Here is a 20,541-nt window from a genome sequence, read left to right as displayed (position 1 = left end):
ACGAATTAACAAAATAGTTTAATCATGCACAAGGCATGATTAAACTATTACGGGTCAAATCAGGAAGCATCAGTAGCCAGGGTTCTGCGTCCAGCCGGGGCTGAGACTCAGATCACCAAATGGTATCGGGGCCAGGTACCGGGGCCCCGGGTTCGTCAGCGAATTGCTGTTGATCTTATTTTGTTCTGCCGTAGTGCTGCGGGCTGCCAACACTTTGGGTAACAGCTGCAATCGCACAATGTCAAACCAGCGTTGACCAAATTCGCCGGCAAACTCGTAGGCTCTTTCATATACCACCGAATCGCGGAAGGCGGCTGCCGGCAAGCCTGGTGTTAAAGGGGGTAATCCCGCCCGGTGCCTTACTTCATTTACGGCACTATACGCTTTAGCGGAAGGATTTCCCTCCGACATAGCGGCAGCTTCTGCGTAAGTGAGCAGCGTTTCGGCATAACGGATCACGTCTGTGGTTTTATTGGTGCTGGGCTTAATTTGTATAATGGTGTTGTCTGTTTCCTGTACCCCGTCTCCTACACCATAGCGGAACTTCTTATAATAAGGATGCCGGGCATTGGTGAGCGGGTTGTCCCAATTCACCAGCGTGTACGTTTTATTATCCGCATTCCGGAGTTTGATGGTGGTGTAAAACGTTTCATCGGTACGTTTACATTTGGGCGCATTCAGGTAAAAATTGACCTCGGGGTAAAAATCGTCCCAGCCGCCGGAACCGTCCAGTGCGGTTTCTTCCAATGGTACGCTGGTAGACCCGAAAGAGCGGTTAGGCGCATTACCACCTACATTAAACTGGATCCCGAAAATGCTTTCTGCGTTATTGTTGGTTCTGAATACCTGCAGGTAGTCGTCCATCAGCGTATATTGCTTTGCCTGGATCACCGCATCTGCTTCGGTGGCCGCCAATGCGTAATTGGCCGTTTGATTCAGGGGCCAGCCCGCCATGGTCAGGTATACGTTAGACAACAACGCCCTTGCCGCCAGGCTCGTAGCCCTTCCCACATCGGCTCCAGACGACCATTTGGCCGGTAACAATGTAGTGGCCTGTTTCAGGTCGTTCACAATGAATTCGTAAATGTGTGCTACGTCTGCTCTTGGCGGCACTACAGATATTTCTGCCTGCTTGTCTACAATAGGTACGGAGCCGAAAGTCCTTACCAGCATAAAATAACAGAGGCCGCGCAGGAAATAGGCCTGCCCGGCCGAATGGTTGCGGGCATCCACACTATTAGCATCAGTGGTAGGCACTTTCTGGTAGTTGAGCAATACATTGTTGGCCTGGTAAATGGCACTCCACGGGCCATTCCATTGCGCCTTCAGGCCTTCATTGGTACTGGTGCCTTCCAGCTTGTCAAACTCGCGGAAGTCCTGCTTGTTCAGCCCCTTATCGGTGGTGAGGTCATCTGCGCCGAAATAAGAAGTGCTTTTATTAGTAAAAGCCCAGGCGCCGTCTACGCTCAGCCGCTGGTAAATAGCGCTTACTGCTGCGTCCAGGTCTTTCTGGGTAGCGAAATAATTGGTAGTGGTTAAATTTCCTTTCGGGTCCTCTGTCAGCTTCACGCAGGAGCTGGTTCCCATCACCACCGCTGCCGCCAGGGGCATTAAATATCTGAAGTTCATAATCGTAGTTTTTAGAAAAATGTAATCCTTTGCTTTTCCTTCGCGGCTTATAAGCCTAGTCTTAATCCCACTGTATATGTTTTGGGGTTAGGAATAGTGCCTGTTTCCAACCCTTGTGTAATGGCGTTGGTAGCATTGGTCACTTCCGGGTCATACCCGGGGTAGTTGGTGATGGTCCAGATGTTCTGGGCGCTCACGTAAATATCCAGGCTGTTGACATGGATCCTGCTGAGTATCCTCTCCGGGAAAGTATAGGTAAGCGATATGTTTTTCAGCTTAATATAGCTGGCATCATATACCCAACGGCTGCTGGTCAGGAAGCTGTTGCTGGTATAGGTAGGCACGTTGGTTTGATTTTCCGGCGTCCACATGCGCAGTACTTCCGTAGACGTTGCATGGCGGGCATCTCCCAGTCCACCGAGGGTGTATGGGGTAGTGAAAGAATAGATCTGGTTGCCATGGGTGCCCTGGAACATCACATTCATGCTCCAGTTGCCATAGCTGAAATCATTGATAAACCCGAAACCAAACTTCGGGGTACCATTACCTACTACCTGCAGGTCGGCCGACGTATAGGAGTGGCTGTTATCCAGGTCTTCGTACCGGGCATCACCGGGTTTGGCATTATACAAGGCAGCTTCCGCGGCCTGCTCTGTTTTCCAGGTGCCCAGGAATTTATACCCGAAGAAAGAACCCAGCGGCTGACCCACTTTCAGGATGGCAGCGCCATTTTGTGCGGAGCCTATATTATTGACAATCACATTGTCAATACCCCCCAAGTTCAATACCTTATTGCGATTAAAGGAAATATTGAAGTTACTGGTCCATTTGAATTTATTACCAGCTACCGGCATCCCCCCGATACTGAACTCTAATCCCTTGTTTTCCAGGCTGCCCAGGTTCTTCTGGTAGTTGCCGCCACCATAATAACTGGCATTGGGAACGTTGTACAGCAGGTCGGTAATCTGGCGGTTATAGGCATCGGCGGTGAAGGTGAGGCGGCCGCGGAACAACTCCGCATCGATTCCTACATCATAGGTAGTATTCTTTTCCCATTGCAGGCTTTGTGATACTGGTGTTCCCAGCGGCGTAGATACGGCCGGTGTGGAGCCATCGAAATAATAAGCGGGACCGCCGCTGTTGATCTGGGCAATAGTAGCATACGCCGGAACGGCCTGATTGCCGGTTTGTCCGTAGCTGGCCCTCAGCTTCAAACCTGTCACTACGCGCGACTGCTCCATAAAGCCCTCTTTGTTGATCACCCAACCCAGGGCCACAGAGGGAAAGGTGGAATATTTCTGCGTGAGGTGGGACGATCCATCAGTACGAACGGCGGCGGTCAACAGGTATTTATCCTTATAGGCATAGTTCACCCTGCCCATATAAGAGATAAGTGCGTCTGCCCAGTATCCGCTGGTGGTAAGCTGTGTACCACCCAGGCCCAGGTTATAATAGCCGTTGTTGTAGCTGGATAGATTTTTTGCCTGTGCCTTTACGTTGGTGTTGGTTTTGGAGGCCTGCTCAAACAGGGCAGTTACCGTGAGCGCATGATCGCCAAACCGGTTGGTGTAAGTAAGGAAGTTACTGTTTTGCCAGCTCCGGTAACGATTGGTTTCTGCCTGTGCATAGTCGTTTTTCACGTTGCCTTCATTGGTTTCGAGGGGGAATACCGACTGGCTCAACTGCGATTGCAGCTCGTAGCTGTTGTTGGACGTGAAGGTGAGGTGATCGAGGATGCGATAGGTGAACACACCGGTAGCCGTAACGTTGGTGGTGTTTACATCTACCGACCGGTTCCTGGCATTGGCTACAGGATTATACTGGTTAGAAGCCCGGGGAGAACCAGGGGTATATTTCCCGCTGGCATCTTTTACCGGTACGGTAGGATCGTATTGATACGCCTGCGCAAACGGATCGGTGATATCGCCGGAGTAGTCGGTATTATGTGTTTGAGGTAATACGGCGGTGATGTTCACCTTCAGGTTCATCCGGTCGTTGAGCTGTGCATCCATATTGGCTCTCAGGGTATTTCTTTTATACCATTGATTGATGAGGATACCTGGCTGGTCGAGGTGATTGTAAGAGAAGAAATATTTCACATTGGCCGATCCGCCGGAAACGCTTACCTGGTAATTCTGAATCCAGGGTTGCTGAGTGATGGCATCCTGCCAGTCGGTGCCGGGATTGTTTTGAAAGCCTTTCAGATCGGCATCGCTGAAGGGAGGCGTAGCGCTGTTATCTTTTGCGAGGGTATATTTATTTACCTGTTCCGCAAATTGAAAGGCGTTCATCAAACTCAGTTTTTTGGGGATGCTGGCTTTGCTGAGCCAGGAGCTGAAGTTTACCCTGGGCTTCCCTTCTTTGCCTGACTGGGTGGTAACGAGCACTACGCCGTTAGAACCCCTGGAGCCATAGATGGCGGTGGCAGAGGCATCTTTCAGGATTTCAACGGAGGCAATGTCGGCGGGACTCACCGATTCAATATTGCCGCCAATGTAGCCGTCGATTACGTAAAGCGGGTCGTTACCGCCGCTCACGGAGCTGGCGCCGCGGATACGTACACTCAGTCCTTTTCCCGGTTGGCCACTGCCGCTTTGTACGGTTACGCCGGAGGTAGTGCCCTGCAAGGCCTGCTCTACCCTCACCAGCGGGCGTTTGGCAATGTCTACTGCCTTGATGGAGCTGGTAGCGCCGGTTACATCTCTTTTCTTTTGGGTACCATAACCTACTACTACCACGTCGTTTAAAGAGCGGGGATCAGTTTTCAGCTGCACCGATACCGCACCGTTCCCGGTAACCGGCGCTTCCGCGGTAATATATCCAATGTAGGAAATGATCAATACCGGGTTGGATGTTTCCGCGGTATTCACCTGGAATTCGCCCTGGGCATTCGTGGGGCTGGAGATGGTAGTCCCTTTTACCCGTACAGTGGCGCCGGGTAGCGGATGGCCGGTTTCATCCAGCACTTTACCCTTTGTCAACTGCTTTTGAGCATAGGTCTGTAGCAGACCTGATGCAAGGAGCATCAGCAATAGAACTCTTTTCATAACGCGATTGATATTTCGATTGATAAAAAATAATACCCTGCAAGTAAGCGCCAGGGGGCTAACAGCAGCGCTAATAATGAACTAACTGGAGCATTAATGGGGCATTTTCTTAAATTTTTTTTCCGGAGAAAAGACAAGAAGGCGGGCTATTTCGTTGGTCTTACACATCGTCCCGGGGAGGCGTACCCGGGACGACATTCTTATATATGACGGGCACGGCGCAGGTGCCTGTTCACTTAAAGTAAAATATTAAATACAATAAAAGCACCCTAACAAACAACGCCCACAACAAATTAATAATCAATAAATTGAAAAATATTCATTTCATATCACTTTAACTGATCAAACTATCCCGATTTCGTTCTTTTCGTAGGCGGGTTCAGGTGAGTACCCATAAAAAAAATGCTGGTGAACTACCTCACCAGCATGCTGTCATTCGTAATAAAAACGGCCTAAGTGCCCAAGACGTGGAATCTTGTCTTATTCATTTCTTACCTGCAAGGTAGCTGCCGGCCCTTAATGAAGGCACTAATAAAGCACTAACACCGGTATTAGAACCGTTAAAATATTTTTTATTTATCGCCGGAGAAGTCGGTAAACACCTGCGGGAATTCTTCTCCATACATATGGAGGTACTCTTTGGTGAATTTGTTGAACGCTGCTTTCGCCAGCGAATGACGGCCCAGGGAAATAAGACTGCTGCATTTGAGTCGCAACGCCTCTTCATTTACCAGGTCAAAGAGGAAAATACTATCGGCTATTTCGATCAGGAACTCGGCGTCGGCGGGAAACTGCTCCGCGGCATCGGTCAACATCGTCAGCGCAGCATTGGAAATCTCCGACTGAATGTCTTCCAGCCAGGTGTAATGGGCATCGGGCAGAAAAGCGCCCCGACGCAGGATGCCCAATAGCTCCCGTACCCGGTCCTTACTGAATGGGCGCGGCGCCTGCAACAGCTGTTGAAAATCGGCCAGGTCCATCCGGATATCAGATGGCGCATATTGTAAGCTCCAGCGGTCAGCCTCCTTCACAAATGCACAGGCGCCCAACTTATCCAGGATCGCTTTCAGCTTTACCATATTCACCGAACGGTTATTCTGCGCTTCCTTATTTGACTTATCGCGCCAAAGGGTGGCATACAGCCTTTCCGATGAAATACCTTTGCCGGTACGCAGGGTATGAATGCTGATCAGGAGGAACAATTCCTTCAGGAGCGGCGTAAAGAACCTGGTAACATCCTGCCCTTCTTTATCCTGTACTTCAAAAGGACCGAAGAAAAAGACATGTCCCCGTTTACCAGGTTCGGGTAATACTGCTATCTCCTGCTCCGGCATAGCTTCTGCCAAAACTTCCTTCTCTTCCGGTGCTACCGGCGCAGGCTGCACGGCTACCACCGTAACCGCCTGCGGGCGACGGCCTTTCCACCACCATACCAACAGTCCCAATACCGGTAGCACCAGTAAATAGTACCAACGGAATGGCGATGAAACCGGTAAAGCTGCATCGGCTGTCAACAGTTCCGGCGGAAACTCCAGCGTGTATACCTTCACGGTAGTCATGTTGTCTTTCGACGTATATAATGTTACAGCCACCAGTTGCTTACTGTCTTTACAATAATAGAGGTCGGCAAATGACTTGATGTCGTGAAAAGAATAGGGAATGGTACCCGCCAACGGGGTATAGCCCGGCGTTTCCAGCGAGCCGCGAATCAGCTGTAAAGCTGTATTGAATTTGTCGTCGGGGAAAATCAGCGCATACCAGGTTTTATGATCGGCATCAAGCACCAGGCTGTTGGCAAAGCAAAACTGTGCAGGCGGGTCGGGCAACTGGTATATTTTATGAAACGCCCGGTCCTTTACCACGTACCGCACCAGGTCGTAGTAATGGCGGGGGTTCACCACCTGGTTACCGCTATTGCTGCCGTATCCTCCCAGCACATACGCGGTATCGCCATTAGGCGTGGCGCCTACTGCCGCCAGGTAACGGGGCGTAATCCGCTCGCCGGTAGTGGCAATGGAATCCCATTGTTTATCGGCCAACCGGTACCGCTGTACTTTGTTCTTATATTGTAATTGTCCATACCCTAGTAGTACATACAGGGACGAGTCGGCCCTGGACACGAACTTATTGGCCTGCCAGAAAACCGTGAGCAGATCCGGCGCATAGCTCACATCCCATTTGCGGGCCACCGTATCGTAGACTCCTGCTTTCTGATGATCTATATAATAGTTATACAAGCGATGATTGAAAGGATTGAATACCGACTGGTTGCCGGGCATGAGGGAATCCAGCGGCTGTGATAATTTCCCGGCGTGTTTCAGCTCCTGCTTAAAAGAGATATCATACAGGGAGTCGCGCGACACCACATACAGCACTTCGTTGTCCCGGTCGAAAGCCACGCTGGGGTTACCGTTTATTTCCCAGCTTTGCAACAGGCGCCACTGGCGGTGTTTAGGCCCAATCCAGTCGGCATTCCGGATGGCGGCCTTTTTCCCGGCTATCACGTCCACGGCTATATGCCCATCGTTTTCCGACAGGGGCCACTTGTATTTAACCTGTCCTTCCTCACTGATCTGGATATCGCGTATGTTCATTGGCGGAATATCCACCGTTTGAAATCCTTCGTAGGTGTTGGTGCCAAAAAACACGTGCATACAGGTACCTGCCTGTAGTTTCACCGGGCCATGGGCAATGGTGCGGCCATTTACGGATACGGAAGCCTGGTGCCCGGTCACGTCAAATGCAATCCCTATGCGGGTCCATTGGCCAAACAGGGCAGCAGAATCTACCACGAAAGCGGTGGAGTAATTTTCACCGATCAGGAAGTTAAAGGTGCGTTCCTTTTGGTTATATACCAGGTCTATATTCTGGTGACTATCCGTAATAATGCGCACTACGTAGCCGAAGTAAGTTTCTTTATAAGGGAGAAAATTGAGGTTGAACGACAGCGAGGTATTCTTTTTAATACACAGTGAGCCGGCGGAGGTAAGATCCAGCGAGGTACGTTTTTCCTGTACTGCTTCATGGCTGGAAAAGCGAAGTCCATAAGACTGCGCATAATCAGCAGGTATAAAAAGAAGAACAGATAAGAACAGTAAAAGGATAAATTTCCACATACTCCGGTAAAGACTAAAATAACTAACGATTCAATAATAAACTGATCCGGGCTTCGTGGAATATACAAATAATTAGTGTTTTTCTATACACTAATAATCAATCACAAATGTAGAAAGTACCCGTAAAGTGTGTGAGATATTACTTTATAAAATGGTGAACCAGCAGCTCCCACTCTTCCTGCAGGGAACAGGCGGGACGTTTTTCTCCGGCCTGGCGATACCAATAGTCCGCGTTGCCAAGGTCGCCCTCTACCCGGTGTAAGTAGGCATGCACGCGGGCAGCAGTCGTTCCGGGCAAATCGTCGACCAGGTCGTGGGCCCTGGCCCAATCGCCTTTGCCATCGTACCATAATGATTCCAGGAACACAGAGATATGTTCCGGTGGACGCGCCTGTTGCAAGGATTGTTTAAACTGATTAAAATCCATCTTATAATTTTACCTGCCTGTGAATATCACCCTCAAATATACGGCAGTGAGATACAAATTGTCAACGCCGGGCTTGCTGCTAATATTAAATTAGCACTTAAGAAGACATATCGTTACTTTTATGCGTTTATCCTATATAATTTCTGCTCATCCGTTTTCCGGGATAAAATGTTTACGTATACCCATGGCGTAAAACGTACTATCGTTGGCGTTAGCCTGCCTTTTCTTCTCTCCCGCAAACAAAAAATGATGGCCCGGATATTTCTTTTCTTATTGAACTTACTTTTTGGTAAGTTGTTGATTTCGTCGTGCGACGATGGTAGCTTTATCATTTATTGTTAAACCAAGCAACATGGAAACGAATAAACAAGTCCCTTCGCTTTATGAATGGGCGGGCGGGATGCCGGTATTTGAAAAATTGATGGTGGCATTTTACGACAAGGTATTGAAGGACGACTTACTGGAACCAATCTTCAGGCATATGTCGCCCACCCACCAGGTGCATGTGGCGCATTTTTTTGCGGAGGTATTTGGAGGGCCTAAAATATATAGTAGTAACGAAGGGTCGCATGCAGCGATGGTAACGAAGCATCTGGGCCGGCATCTCACAGAGGAACACCGGAAAAGATGGGTACAACTGCTGGTGGCCACAGCCGATGAGCTGGAACTGCCGGCAGATCCGGAGTTCCGGTCGGCATTTGCAGCCTATATAGAATGGGGTACCAGGATAGCGGTCATCAACTCCCAGGATACCAACCTCACGATGAACCCTCATGAGCCCATGCCTAAGTGGGGCTGGGGAGAACCCGGCGGCCCCTATCAGCCCTGATAGCTACAATCAACGCAGCACCTGCGGGTTTACAATATGCGTAGGGGCGCCCTCGAGAAAGTTGATCACATTTTCAAAGGCTGCCCCGAAATATAATTCGTATCCATTCTTTTCTACATAGCCTATATGTGGTGTACATACTACGTTCGGCATTTTCAGTAGTTCGTCATGGGGGTTATATACCGGCTCTTCTTCATATACGTCGATACCGGCAAAACCGGGCCGTCCCTTTTTCAACGCATTCAGCAGCGCATCCGGCGCTATTAATTCCGCCCTGGCAGTATTAATCAATACCGCGGTGGGTTTCATCATATCCAGGTCAATTTCCTGGACAATGCCGGTGGTGGATTCATTCAGGCGCAGGTGCAGGGAGATCACATCGGCCTGGGAAAAAAACGCCGCCTTGCTGGCAGCTTTATCAAAACCATCCTCCAGCGCTTTTCCCCGGGAGTCCTCGCTCCCCCATACCAATACACGCGCGCCAAACACCTTCGCATAGTTGGCCACCATCTTACCGATTTTGCCGTATCCCCAGATGCCAATAGTTTTTCCATGTACCGATTGTCCCATATTCACCTGCCATTTCCCATGCTTCATCCCTTCAATGGCAGCGGGAATCTGGCGAAGTACATTCATGATCAGGGCCCAGGTCAGTTCCGCCGGCGCAATGGGAGAACCTACGCCTTCCGCCACGGCCACACCATGTTTGTTGCACGCGTCGAGGTCTATATGCCGGGAAATTTTACCGGTTTGGCTAATCAGTCTTAAATGAGGTAACCGGGACAACAAAGCTTCGTTGATATCTGTTCTTTCGCGGGTCAGCACCAGCACTTCTACGCCATCCAGGGCGGCGGCAAGGCGGGCCGGATCTTTTTCTGCGGTATGTAAAATAAGTACTTCCTCCTGCTCATCGAGCATATTGAAACATTCCAGCCCCTGGATAACGTGCTGGTAATCATCTAAAATGGCGATACTCATATAGCTCCTCCACTATTTTATGCAAGTTACCACCATTCGCGCGATTAACCAGATAAACCTGTCTTGTTTACAAGAGTCTTTACAAATGCAATATTTTTTTATATCTTAGTAGTAAAAAGGAAACTACCCCATGCGCCTCTTTCCTATCGTTGTTTGTATGCTATTGACAGCCACCGCTTGTAAATTTTCAGCTCACCGGAAAGGCATCCTCGCAGCTCCTGAACACCCAGCTCCCAACGATATCGTATTGCAGGAAAGCATTCCGGCAGATTTTTTAGATAGTACCGCCAACGACTATACGCCCAAACACCCGGCAGTACATGCTGCTACCTCCCCCACCCGCGATTCTTTTTCGGAAAGAGCCATGATAGATACCGTAGCAGAAGTGGAACCGGGTCAGGAATTAGTGCCGCAAGCAGTAATACTAGTGGAAGAAGACCGGTATCACGTGGTGGAAGAATAATGCAGGTATAGCTTATGGCCTCGACATATCGATTGCCTCCCATTTCGTTCTGACCTTCCATAGCATGATGGCGTAAGGTATTTCCAGCGCCAGGCTAATTACAGCGGTGCCAATGGTGGAAATCACAGGATTAAGATGATCTCCTGGCCACAAAAGAACGCTTCCGATATTAAAAAACTGCAGTAATATAGAAATGCCGGTAACGATCAATGCCAATAGGATGCCCGGTTTCTTTTCCCTCAAAATGAGTAAACTTGATAAGACCCACAAAACCAGGAATACCAGGATCAATGCTTGCCCAATTGCCTGTTCTTCCCGGTCAGGGTCACCGATAGCCCTATAAAGCTCCTTCATGGTGTGGAGCGCACCCAGGCTACAAAGTACCAGGAACCACCAGACATATCGCTTTAATGGCTTGGATAACAGGTGGCGACGTCGTATAGTCGTTTCCGTTAAAAACTCTTCGTCGAAAATGGAGGATGGTTCGTTTTCCATATCTTGAAAATTAAAACAGGGGGTATGCCTGTTCCCCCAATTATTATATAGGATGATTGCGGGAGATTTCTGATCTCCCGCATAAAAAGCTATGCTTCCTCGCCATTGGCATCGGCTGTTAGCGCCATGCTCATATAATCGAAGAAAGGCCGCATTCCCTGGAAGGTGCGGTTAGCCTCTGCCAGAAAAGATTCACTCAATACCTCTTTATCAGAAAAATTACGGATAAGAAGAAACTGCTTATACCTTAACAGGTCAATGGCTTCATGATCCGCATCAAAGCCTTTAGGGGCGGTTTTCAGCTGCTCCCCTTGTAAAGTGCCAAACAGGGAGGTAAATGCCCGGCTTTTCAATATTTTCCGTAGCGGCGCCGCGTCAAAGGCAATTTCATCCCTGATCTTTTTCAGGTCGTCGGCTACGGGGCCAAAAAAGCCACCGCCAATAAAGCTGTTGCCAGGTTCCAGCTGCATATAATATCCACCCCTCCGTTGCCTGGTAGCCCGTCTAAAAGCCAGGCTCCAATGGGATTTGTAAGGCGTTTTATCTTGTGAGAAACGGGTATCCCGGTAAATGCGGAACAGGCTCTTCTTGCCTGAGGGCGTTTCTATCAGGTCGTGGGTCGACAACTGCTCCAGCAGGGCATCTGCGAATGCCGCTACCGCATCTTGTTCCTGGATAAACGTTGTTTTATGTTCATTAAACCAGTCCCTGTTATTATTCGCCTTCAGCTGTTGTAAAAATTTAAAGGAAGACGGGTTGATCTGTGGTATTACTGTTGCACGTTTTGCCATATAGCGTCTGTCATTTTATTCCCTGCATATCACTGGTATGCGTATACGCCGGGCCGTTACAAAAGTCGATTTTTTTGGGGAGAGAAACCGCCTTCTCATCAAAGTATTTTTATCTTTACCGGCTATTATTGCATTCCTTATTCCTATTTGTACACATGAAGCGTGCTATTACAAGTAAAAATATGTACCGGCAGTTGCTGGCCGACCTGATTGGTAAAGATTCCTACCGGGGTGTTACCCTTACTTATTCCTGGCTGGCCAACCAGTTCGGTCATTTTTCCCTGGGCTTTATTCCTACTTTCCTGTTCTTTCTTTTCCTAAAAAAAAGGATGGCAGATACCAGCGCTGCTCTCTGGGCCGCTTCGGTGATAAGCGCTATATGGTTGCTTTTTGAAACCTTCAATTTCCTGGGACCTTTACTGCTCTCTAAACGTGGCGATGTAAAAAAGGCCTATGTATTTCAACCAGCCTGGGGCAATATTGCGTTCGATACCGTTACCGATCTGCTGTTCTTCTGGTTCGGCGCCTTCACGGCTTCGCTTTGCTGCGCTCCTACCGACACGGCGCTGATGATAGCCATTGTGCTGGCGATCGGCATGATATATCCCGCCTATTACTGGTATCTCACCAAAATGTACCTGCAAACACCGGCTTATCCCTTCCAGTTCCGCCTCAGCCAATGGAATACGGAAAAAATACCGGACACTGATGTGGCCATTGTACAACGTTTTTTGGATAACGAAGTACAGGGAATGCACCTGTTCCTGTTTGGCCCGAAGAGAAGCGGCAAGACCAGCCTCAGCGTGGCCATTGCCACCGAGTTATCTATCCGTCACCACGCAGCTGTATACACCTCTGCCATGAAATTGTATTGCATGTTCTTTGAACAGGACGAACACGCTACGGCCGACACCCTCTGGACCTGGCGCCGGGCTTCTATATTGGTGATCGATGATATTAATCCCGGTCACCCCATCAAAGAAGAGCTGATCAGCCCCGAGCGTTTTCTCAGCTTTGTAGATACCTTTTCTTCCAATGATATCAACCGCACGGTACTCAAACAAACCAACGTGATCTGGGTTTTGGGCGATGATGATGACGCCAGGAAATTATCTGAAAGATGGAAAAATATGCTGCACAGTATAGGCGTAGAAAAAGAGAAAATGCTCTCCCTTAACCTGGAATTAGCCGAAACACCTGTTTTCTAAGGCAGAATATGATTGGCAAAGGCAAAACTGATCAGGTGTGTCAGGCTTTTTACTTCAAACCTTTTATACATCGGGATAATCCTTTTTTCGATGGCTGACTGGGAAACACCGAAGCGGGCGGCTATCTCTTTAAACGAAAATCCTTCCGCTACCAGGGAGAGGGCTTCCTTCTCCTTCTCTGAAATGGCATAGTGCCGGAACAACTGCTTATTGAGCTCATCTTCGAACTCCGATTTTTCGGGGCCATAAGCGGCATAGCGCATCACGTTACCCAGTTTGATACTTTCATTCCGTTGCGAATGGCCAATAATGCTGGAAACGTGGCCCTGCTCTGCTTTAAACACACCCACTTTGGAAATCAACGGGATGTGTGTGCCATTTTTATGAATCTTTTTTAACTCGATCATAAAACTGTATTGCTCCAGGTCAGTGGTTTTGTTGTGCAGGAACATCAATGCCTTGTCGTTCAACTCATTGGAAAATGGGGCATACTCCGGCGCCGTGATATTCACAATCGTTAACATGGTAATTTCATCATCCCGGTACCCCAGTAAGTCCTCCCAACCATCGGCATATAACATGCGGTTTTCCTTAAACGAATAAATATAGATCGCCTCATCCGGGAAGCGCCGGATGGTTTTCTTAAATTCCTTTGCCTCCGGACTGTTGAGATCAGCCGGCACGTCTGTGATAAAAGTCTTTGAATAGTTCCCTAAGTCCAACCTGTCGGATTGCATGCTTTTTTGCCCTAAAAGTAACAAAGAAAATCAGAACCTGCGAATTTACGCAGTTGACCAGTCATGAATACTATGATACTTTTGCCGCTGTAATACAAGCTGTTAATAATAGCAGGACAAACGCTGAAAGGCCTTTTATCCGGTACCCCATAAACCATACTTCTTTATCAGCTGATGGTTTATCATTATAAAGTTGAGTTCGAAAAACCTTCTCCGTCATTCTTGTCATGTTCCCCAAACATAGCGCGGCTTTCACAGCAGCGCTATGTTATTTCCGAATACACCTGCTTTCATTTTATGCTGACAGTGCCGTCCGAGCCTATGACCTGAAATGGGGATGTCGCATCTGCCCCAGATACTGTCGCTTTTACACCGCCTTATTCCGGTAATCCGTATGTAAATTTGTTACAGGTCAAATTCTCATGCGCCATGAATAACGCCAATTTCGATTCCATCGATGCATACATTGCCACTTTTCCCGGGGCCATACAAACCATACTGGAAGAAATCCGGGTCACGATAAGAAAAGCTGCGCCGGATGCGGAAGAAGCTATCCGATATGGTATCCCCACATTCAGGCTACAGGGTAACCTGGTACATTTTGCTGCGTTTAAAAATCATATCGGCTTCTATCCTACTCCCAGCGGTACCGAAGCATTTAAAGAAGAAATAGCTCCCTACCGGGCGGGGAAAGGCACGATACAGTTTCCGCTGAATGCACCCATGCCGTTAGGCCTCATTACTAAAATCGTTAAGTTCCGGGTGAAGGAATCCCTGGCAGCTAAAACGGCTGTAAAGAAAAAATAAATGCGGCGGTGATATTTCGTATACTCCTTGACGGTATGATGCAGTGGATTAATGACAGGCCTCCTTTAATTGTTGAAATAGCGTTGCCATAACAGGATGTTGCGTAGCGGTAGCCGGATGTTCGGCAATCTGCTGCCGTACATAACGCACGCGGTGATCTGTGAGCGGATGTGTGCTGATAAACTCGGGGATATGATGCTGGTGATCCAGTTGCTGCAATACTTCCATCAGCGCCAGCATACCTTGTTGATTAATGTGGTTTTCCCGCAGGGTAGCCAGCCCGGTCAGGTCGGCCTGCTCTTCATATTTACGGGAATACCGCAGGCTATTGAGCGAGGCGGCATTGGAAAACAGCTGCCCGGTAAGCGTACCTCCCCCGCTGAAGATAAGGTTGATGAGCAGCATACTGCTCATATTGCTGCAGAGGGCGCGGATAGAATGACGGCGGGTAACGTGGGCCACTTCGTGTGATAATAATGCGGCCAGCTGCTCCGGCGTTTTCAGTTTTTTCAGCAAGCCGGTATACACCACAATATATCCACCCGGAAGGGCATACGCATTTTCTATATCCCGGCGGGATACAACAAAGGTGAGGGTATCACCGGTATCCCATTGTATTTGCCGGGCGAAGGCGGTAAGCAGGGCGCTGGCCGCCGTATCCACCGGTTCGGGGTTGCTGCTGCGCGCCATTTCTCCCAGCTGCCGGTCGAACGAGTGCGGCAACCGCTCTGCTGCGATGCCGGCGCACCAGGGTAATACCACGAAATTACCAACCAGCAAAAGGGCTATCATACCCAGCACAATACCCAGGCTCCATTTAAGACCGCCACGAACCACCAGCTGCTCAAGGCGGGTAATCCGTGACGGTTTATAATATTGCAGGAACGTTTTTACAAACGCCGGATCGCTTACTTCCAGCGTACCTGCATCCGCCCCCCGATGGGTAATGCGGATAAAGCTGCGGTCGGCCAGGTCGGTCTGCATATCGGTAAACAACCAATATACCGGCTGGACGACGCCTTCTTCTGCAGCAGGCACCTGTAGTAACAAACCCGCCTCTACTACCAGTACAGTAATAGTGGTAGATTTGGCCACCTGGTGATTGTAAAATTGTCCTGTAAACATTCGTGATTAAATAATGCTCAGATCCAGCATGTCTGCCAGGTCTTCGCCGGTTGCGTTCTTATATTCCTCTTCTGTTTGCGCCAACTCATCCAGTGCGATATTGCCTTCTATTTCCACGTTCTCCATCAGGAATTTGATGGTACGGGTTTGCACCCATGCATAACCGATGCCCAGCGTGAAAATCAACAACAACATATTCAAAATCAACAGCCCGGCAAAAGCGCCACCAGATGCGGTAGAACGGAAGTTAAACACTTTATCGCCGTGCAGCAAACGCATATGCTCAATATTATAGCGGAAAACATCTGCCTGCCACCAGAAGCCATAAATACCCAGGGTGATAATGGTCAGGAGATATCCTTTCAGGTTCATCTTGAAATATTCCCAGCCATCGCCTTCGTAGAAAAACTCACCGCTTCCAAAACGGATATTGCCAACAACATAGTTGCGGATATTCATAAACATCCAGGAGCCATAAAAGCCCAGTGTAACGATGGTCAGCAACATTTCTTTGATAAACAATTTTACAAACTCGTTCCGGTTGCCACGGTATCCGAAACGAATACCTCTCCAGGTAGTCCGGGACCAGTGATAACGGTTAGCGCCGTGAATGGCTACCGGCACCACAAAAACGATGGCCGCCAGGTATACCAGCAACCCCAGGAAAGGTACTTTCATCCAGGCAAAGAGGCCTACCAGCAGGGCGATAACCACGAGAATACCCAGCGCTTTCAGGAAGCCAATAAACATTTCCTTCCCCGTGCCATTCCAGGCAAAACGGGAACCTTCCATTTCCGTAGAGGAATAAAGAAAACGCAAACGTGCTGCCCGGGCCCAGGGATAATAAAATCCAAGTGTTACCATCGACAGCAACATGTTCATGATCAGGATACCAAAATAAGAAGATCCACTCCCCTTAAAACTTAAGGAAGGAGTGCCTGCTACAGTCCCCGAAGGGCTATACTGTTGTTCCATAGATAGGGATTAAAATGATATAGATTAATAAAGTAAAAATATAAATATTTTTCACAATACAAAATTACCTAATTAATATCGCCTCCCGCGACCATGATATTTCCTTACATTTGGCGACTGGACCAACAACTATGCAGGCACCTTTAAAAACTATCTTGTTCCAAAAAACGGAGTGCGGCGTCGACTTTCTCCTGAATGTGCTTAGCGGCAATCAACAGCAAAGGCGGTGGACCAATAACAACACCTATAACACCGACTTCTTCGAAATATCCTTCTTTAAGAACGCCAAAGGCCAGCTATTGCTGGATCAGCGACAGGTTGATATAGGCGATAATACCGTCATTTTCATTTCCCCCTTCCAGAAAAGGCAATGGCCCGCGGCCCTGGAAGATCCGGATTTTACCACGCTGATATTCCAGGAAGACTTCCTGAATGATTTTTTTGCCGACAAGCTGTTCACCTATCGCCTGCTTTACTTTTACCAGCTGGACTATCCGCTGAACATGACCATCCCTGCCGACGAAATGGACAGGGCCTGCCATATTTTGCAGGAAATAAAAACAGAACTTACTGCTACCAAACCGGATAGCGTACATATTATCCGGTCGCTACTGTATTACCTGTTACAAAAATTAAACAGGCAATATGCCCATCAACATCATCTTCCTATAGAAAAAACAGAAAACAACTATGCCTACCAGTTCAGGAAGCTGCTGGAAGTACATATCCATGAAAAGCAGCGCATCAGTGAATACGCTGCACTGATGGGTATTAGCCGGATTTCACTGAATAAAGCCGTGCAGGCCCAATTCAATGTAACCGCTACCCACCTGATGAAACACCGGTTACTGGCTGAAGTCCAAAATTACCTCCTGCACGAAAGGCTCACCGTGGCGGAAATTGCCGACAAGCTGCACTTCTCCGAGCCTCATCACCTTATGCGATTCTTCAAATCGCAAACGGGCCTTACTACCAGCGAGTTTATGGCCAGCTATCAAAACCCCGCTATATAAGCTTATCAAAATGGTAGCTTCGCGTGCTGTTTGGGTAGGCCGCAAGCCACCCGGAGCCTGTATCTTTGACGTATAAAATCATTTGATATGTCGAGCATACAGTTAATAAGAAACGCTACATTGGTGATCCATTACGCCGGGAAAAAGATATTGGTCGATCCTATGTTCGCGCCCAAATCAGGTTTGCGCTCTATCGCAGGAAAGGTGAAAAGTCCTACCGTAGAACTTCCGCTGCCCATCGCAGACATCATCCGCGACACCGACCTGGTATTGGTGACCCACACCCACCAGGACCATTTCGATGCAGCTGCCAGCGAAGCCTTAGATAAAGCCCTGCCGCTGATCAATCAGCCCGCAGATGAAGCTTACTTCCAGGACGCAAAATTCACCAACGCTATCACGATACACGATACCATCACCTGGGAAGGTATTACCATTCAAAGAACAGGTGGTGAACACGGCAGTGGCGAAGTACTCCTGAAAATGGGTACTGTGAGCGGGTTTGTATTAAGCGCTGCAGGCGAACCTACCATTTACATTGCCGGCGATACCATCTGGATCCCGGAAATAGCGGGGTACCTCCATACCTATCAGCCAGATTACGTGGTGATTAATTCCGGGGGCGCAGTCATGCCGGGCTATGAAGACACGCCCATTCTCATGGAAGAAAGCCAAACCATGGAGCTGATTAAAGGAAGCGGCCATGCTAAAATAATCGCGGTACACATGGAAGCCATTGACCACTGCCTGACTACCCGGGAATCCTTACGCCAGAAAGCAAACGCGTGGAACGTGCCGGAAGGGAAACTGACTATTCCGCAGGACGGAGCGGTGGTAACGCTGCAATAAGATCGGTCTAAACCAAAAGCATATACGAAAAAACGCTCTCCGCATATAATGGGGGGCGTTTTGCGTTTTTATAACTGTTATAGCGCTTTCGATTATATACCACGTGACAGCTACTCCTCAAAACAAAATTGGTTCTCTTTTTGGAAAACCAATTTTATTTATCCAACTTTGTCCAGTAAAAACAGCAGCATTGGAAAAACACAGGGAGAAGATCGAGCAACTGAGCGTTGCCATGGAAGGCCTGGGCCTTACACCGGTGGCAGCACGGACCTATATTTATCTCTTGCTGTGTAAAGACTCCCAGGCTACGTTTGAACAGATAGTGGAGTATTTCGGCGTGAGTAAAAGTGCTGTATCTAATGCCATCAAAATGCTGGAATCCACTAAGATGATCACGTCTAAAACCGTGGGCGGCCAGCGAAAACGCTACTTTTCAGCCAACCTGGCCGGTATCTTCAATGAGCAGACCATGACCGACAGGATCAGGGTGTTTTTCGGCATCCTGGATGAAATCAGGTCTATCCGCCACACCGATGACACATTGAACGAGGAATTGGAAGCAGTAGCCCTGCTCTATAAAATGATGTTGGTAGAATTACCGTTGATACTGGAACGATGGAAACGGACCGTCGCGCTCAATAAAGCCCACCCATAGCGGCTTTTTTTTGTCGCGCCTGGTTCTTTAAGTTCAGAACTAAAAGAATAATAACTACTTAAGATGAAAACAGGGATTATTTTTCTGTTGCTGGCTACCCAGATCCGGGTAGCGACAGGACAAACCATGCCGGAGAAAGACACGGGGCAACCTGCCACTACCCTCAGCTTACAGCAATGCCTTGACTATGCCAGCATCCATAACCAGGAACTGCTTGCCCAAGCGCAATCGGCCGATGCGGCGGCACAAGACCGGAAAGCGGCAGCAGCAGCGCTTCTCCCGGACATCACCGTTACCGCAGCTGTCAACAACTACTGGAAAATACCCGTACAGGTATTTCCCGGAGAACTGGTAAACCGGCCTCCCGGCACCTTTGTACCGGTACGCATGGGTACGCCCTGGATGGGCAACTACGGCGCAGAAGCCAGCCTGCCCCTGGTAGATGTAAAAACCTGGCAAAACATCCGCCTGGCCAAACTGCAGCAACAGGCCGCCAGCAGCGAGTACCACTCCTTACAACGGCTGCTGCGGAAGAATGTAAGTATGGCCTACTATAGCGCACAGCTGCAGCAAGACTACCTCGCGGTAACACAACAACTATATGGCAACTACCAGCAAATCCATGACCTGGTACAACTCCAGTTTAATAAGGGACTGACGGATAAAATTGCTTTCAATCAATCGGCTGTCCTGCTCAAAAACAGGCAACAAGCCGTGCAACAGGCCACTACATCATTGCAGGAAGCCAGGCTCGATCTGAAATTCTGGATGGGCTTTCCGCCCGACAGCCTGCTGCACACACAACCTACAGATCCTTTACCACCGCTGGACATCCATAATTATAACGCCACCCAGCTACCCGACTATGAGGCGGAGCAGCTGAAAGTATCCATCGCAGCGCAGCAATACCGCCATACACAAGCCACATTATATCCCAGCTTACACCTGAAAGGTTCTTATCAGCAACTGGGATTTGGCGACCAGATAAACTTCATCACCCGCTCGCCCTGGTTTACCGTTGGCTTCGCAGGCGTGGAATTACGTTTCCCGCTGTCGTGGTCTAATTTCTCCACCAAACCCCGCAGCATGAAAGCCCAATGGCGGGCAAGTTCCAGCCGGTTCAAACAATACGAAGCAGCACAGGAAAAGAAATACCGCCAGGAAAAACTACTGCTGGAAAAAGCAGCGGGCGACATACAGGTACTAAAAGAAAATATTGTGCTGGCGCAGGAAAACGAAGCCCTCAGCAAGCAGAAGATCAATAAAGGGATCATCGATATGATACAGTTGAAAGAAATACAACAGGACCTTTACGATGCCGAGGTAAAGCTCAACGACGCGCGTACCGACTTTTTCAAACACTATACAGAACTCAACTATTTGCAACATCAATAACG

The 20,541-nt window shown here is 48.7% G+C and carries 18 protein-coding genes; 8 read left to right on the top strand and 10 right to left on the bottom strand.

The genetic code is table 11. The features are described from left to right. Positions 1-69 precede the first annotated feature (69 nt). The 4 genes from HGH91_RS01055 to HGH91_RS01040 form a co-directional block, all read right to left on the bottom strand. The gene (locus HGH91_RS01055; RefSeq protein WP_168736610.1) at positions 70-1,629 is read right to left on the bottom strand and encodes a RagB/SusD family nutrient uptake outer membrane protein; all 1,560 of its coding nucleotides are present in this window, start codon (positions 1,627-1,629) and stop codon (positions 70-72) included. Between the two features lie 47 nt (positions 1,630-1,676). Further along, positions 1,677-4,676 carry a SusC/RagA family TonB-linked outer membrane protein gene (locus HGH91_RS01050; RefSeq protein WP_168736609.1) on the bottom strand — a complete coding sequence of 1,000 codons (3,000 nt, stop codon included), beginning with the start codon at positions 4,674-4,676 and terminating at the stop codon, positions 1,677-1,679. Positions 4,677-5,248: 572 nt separating this feature from the next. Then, on the bottom strand, positions 5,249-7,792 hold the full coding sequence (locus HGH91_RS01045) for a galactose oxidase (protein WP_168736608.1): 2,544 nt from the start codon (positions 7,790-7,792) through the stop codon (positions 5,249-5,251). A 139-nt stretch (positions 7,793-7,931) separates the two neighbouring features. Then, the gene (locus tag HGH91_RS01040; protein ID WP_145673267.1) at positions 7,932-8,219 is read right to left on the bottom strand and encodes a hypothetical protein; all 288 of its coding nucleotides are present in this window, start codon (positions 8,217-8,219) and stop codon (positions 7,932-7,934) included. 352 nt (positions 8,220-8,571) lie between these two features. Here HGH91_RS01040 and HGH91_RS01035 point away from each other — a divergent pair, with 352 nt between their 5' ends. Then, positions 8,572-9,048 carry a group II truncated hemoglobin gene (locus HGH91_RS01035; RefSeq protein ID WP_168736607.1) on the top strand — a complete coding sequence of 159 codons (477 nt, stop codon included), beginning with the start codon at positions 8,572-8,574 and terminating at the stop codon, positions 9,046-9,048. Between the two features lie 9 nt (positions 9,049-9,057). On the opposite strand, the gene HGH91_RS01030 is transcribed toward HGH91_RS01035, so the two are convergent. Beyond that, positions 9,058-10,026: a D-2-hydroxyacid dehydrogenase family protein gene (locus HGH91_RS01030; RefSeq protein WP_168736606.1), complete on the bottom strand. Its 969-nt coding sequence runs from the start codon at positions 10,024-10,026 to the stop codon at positions 9,058-9,060. A 130-nt stretch (positions 10,027-10,156) separates the two neighbouring features. On the opposite strand from HGH91_RS01030, the gene HGH91_RS01025 reads away from it, so the two are divergent. Further along, positions 10,157-10,489 (top strand): hypothetical protein, encoded by a 333-nt coding sequence (locus HGH91_RS01025; protein ID WP_168736605.1) that lies wholly within the window; start codon positions 10,157-10,159, stop codon positions 10,487-10,489. 12 nt (positions 10,490-10,501) lie between these two features. On the opposite strand, the gene HGH91_RS01020 is transcribed toward HGH91_RS01025, so the two are convergent. Together HGH91_RS01020 and HGH91_RS01015 are read right to left on the bottom strand one after the other, a co-directional pair. After that, positions 10,502-10,984: a hypothetical protein gene (locus tag HGH91_RS01020; RefSeq protein WP_168736604.1), complete on the bottom strand. Its 483-nt coding sequence runs from the start codon at positions 10,982-10,984 to the stop codon at positions 10,502-10,504. 89 nt (positions 10,985-11,073) lie between these two features. Continuing rightward, on the bottom strand, positions 11,074-11,775 hold the full coding sequence (locus tag HGH91_RS01015; RefSeq protein ID WP_168736603.1) for a DUF2461 domain-containing protein: 702 nt from the start codon (positions 11,773-11,775) through the stop codon (positions 11,074-11,076). 155 nt (positions 11,776-11,930) lie between these two features. Between HGH91_RS01015 and HGH91_RS01010 the strand changes: the two genes are divergently transcribed. After that, on the top strand, positions 11,931-12,983 hold the full coding sequence (locus tag HGH91_RS01010) for an AAA family ATPase (RefSeq protein WP_168736602.1): 1,053 nt from the start codon (positions 11,931-11,933) through the stop codon (positions 12,981-12,983). Here the strand turns inward: HGH91_RS01010 and HGH91_RS01005 are convergent. Next, positions 12,980-13,720, bottom strand: a complete 741-nt coding sequence (locus HGH91_RS01005) for a LuxR C-terminal-related transcriptional regulator (RefSeq protein WP_168736601.1) — start codon at positions 13,718-13,720, stop codon at positions 12,980-12,982. The genes HGH91_RS01010 and HGH91_RS01005 overlap by 4 nt on opposite strands. A gap of 429 nt (positions 13,721-14,149) precedes the next feature. On the opposite strand from HGH91_RS01005, the gene HGH91_RS01000 reads away from it, so the two are divergent. After that, positions 14,150-14,527, top strand: a complete 378-nt coding sequence (locus HGH91_RS01000; RefSeq protein ID WP_168736600.1) for an iron chaperone — start codon at positions 14,150-14,152, stop codon at positions 14,525-14,527. A gap of 48 nt (positions 14,528-14,575) precedes the next feature. Here the strand turns inward: HGH91_RS01000 and HGH91_RS00995 are convergent, their stop codons facing one another. Then, positions 14,576-15,652, bottom strand: a complete 1,077-nt coding sequence (locus tag HGH91_RS00995; RefSeq protein WP_168736599.1) for a M48 family metallopeptidase — start codon at positions 15,650-15,652, stop codon at positions 14,576-14,578. Positions 15,653-15,658: 6 nt separating this feature from the next. After that, a complete protein-coding gene (locus HGH91_RS00990; protein WP_168736598.1) occupies positions 15,659-16,627 on the bottom strand; it encodes a YjgN family protein in 969 nt (322 codons plus the stop codon). 155 nt (positions 16,628-16,782) lie between these two features. On the opposite strand from HGH91_RS00990, the gene HGH91_RS00985 reads away from it, so the two are divergent. The 4 genes from HGH91_RS00985 (at position 16,783) to HGH91_RS00970 (ending at position 20,539) form a co-directional block, all read left to right on the top strand. Then, positions 16,783-17,640 carry a helix-turn-helix domain-containing protein gene (locus HGH91_RS00985; RefSeq protein ID WP_211092162.1) on the top strand — a complete coding sequence of 286 codons (858 nt, stop codon included), beginning with the start codon at positions 16,783-16,785 and terminating at the stop codon, positions 17,638-17,640. 87 nt (positions 17,641-17,727) lie between these two features. Next, positions 17,728-18,489 carry an MBL fold metallo-hydrolase gene (locus tag HGH91_RS00980; protein ID WP_168736596.1) on the top strand — a complete coding sequence of 254 codons (762 nt, stop codon included), beginning with the start codon at positions 17,728-17,730 and terminating at the stop codon, positions 18,487-18,489. A 190-nt stretch (positions 18,490-18,679) separates the two neighbouring features. Continuing rightward, the gene (locus tag HGH91_RS00975; RefSeq protein ID WP_168736595.1) at positions 18,680-19,144 is read left to right on the top strand and encodes a GbsR/MarR family transcriptional regulator; all 465 of its coding nucleotides are present in this window, start codon (positions 18,680-18,682) and stop codon (positions 19,142-19,144) included. A 63-nt stretch (positions 19,145-19,207) separates the two neighbouring features. Then, a complete protein-coding gene (locus tag HGH91_RS00970; protein ID WP_168736594.1) occupies positions 19,208-20,539 on the top strand; it encodes a TolC family protein in 1,332 nt (443 codons plus the stop codon). Positions 20,540-20,541: the final 2 nt, after the last annotated feature.

This window comes from Chitinophaga eiseniae (assembly GCF_012641265.1).
GTDB classification, from domain to species: domain Bacteria; phylum Bacteroidota; class Bacteroidia; order Chitinophagales; family Chitinophagaceae; genus Chitinophaga; species Chitinophaga eiseniae_A.
The sequence above is the reverse complement of the archived record's forward strand: the minus strand, read 5'-3'. Positions and strand labels throughout refer to the sequence as shown.

Bases quoted from the DNA above. Each gene is read 5' to 3' on its own strand.
- HGH91_RS01055 (WP_168736610.1), bottom strand. From the start codon at position 1,629: ATGAACTTCAGATATTTAATGCCCCTGGCGGCAGCGGTGGTGATGGGA.
- HGH91_RS01050 (WP_168736609.1), bottom strand. From the start codon at position 4,676: ATGAAAAGAGTTCTATTGCTGATGCTCCTTGCATCAGGTCTGCTACAG.
- HGH91_RS01045 (WP_168736608.1), bottom strand. From the start codon at position 7,792: ATGTGGAAATTTATCCTTTTACTGTTCTTATCTGTTCTTCTTTTTATA.
- HGH91_RS01040 (WP_145673267.1), bottom strand. From the start codon at position 8,219: ATGGATTTTAATCAGTTTAAACAATCCTTGCAACAGGCGCGTCCACCG.
- HGH91_RS01035 (WP_168736607.1), top strand. From the start codon at position 8,572: ATGGAAACGAATAAACAAGTCCCTTCGCTTTATGAATGGGCGGGCGGG.
- HGH91_RS01030 (WP_168736606.1), bottom strand. From the start codon at position 10,026: ATGAGTATCGCCATTTTAGATGATTACCAGCACGTTATCCAGGGGCTG.
- HGH91_RS01025 (WP_168736605.1), top strand. From the start codon at position 10,157: ATGCGCCTCTTTCCTATCGTTGTTTGTATGCTATTGACAGCCACCGCT.
- HGH91_RS01020 (WP_168736604.1), bottom strand. From the start codon at position 10,984: ATGGAAAACGAACCATCCTCCATTTTCGACGAAGAGTTTTTAACGGAA.
- HGH91_RS01015 (WP_168736603.1), bottom strand. From the start codon at position 11,775: ATGGCAAAACGTGCAACAGTAATACCACAGATCAACCCGTCTTCCTTT.
- HGH91_RS01010 (WP_168736602.1), top strand. From the start codon at position 11,931: ATGAAGCGTGCTATTACAAGTAAAAATATGTACCGGCAGTTGCTGGCC.
- HGH91_RS01005 (WP_168736601.1), bottom strand. From the start codon at position 13,720: ATGCAATCCGACAGGTTGGACTTAGGGAACTATTCAAAGACTTTTATC.
- HGH91_RS01000 (WP_168736600.1), top strand. From the start codon at position 14,150: ATGAATAACGCCAATTTCGATTCCATCGATGCATACATTGCCACTTTT.
- HGH91_RS00995 (WP_168736599.1), bottom strand. From the start codon at position 15,652: ATGTTTACAGGACAATTTTACAATCACCAGGTGGCCAAATCTACCACT.
- HGH91_RS00990 (WP_168736598.1), bottom strand. From the start codon at position 16,627: ATGGAACAACAGTATAGCCCTTCGGGGACTGTAGCAGGCACTCCTTCC.
- HGH91_RS00980 (WP_168736596.1), top strand. From the start codon at position 17,728: ATGTCGAGCATACAGTTAATAAGAAACGCTACATTGGTGATCCATTAC.
- HGH91_RS00970 (WP_168736594.1), top strand. From the start codon at position 19,208: ATGAAAACAGGGATTATTTTTCTGTTGCTGGCTACCCAGATCCGGGTA.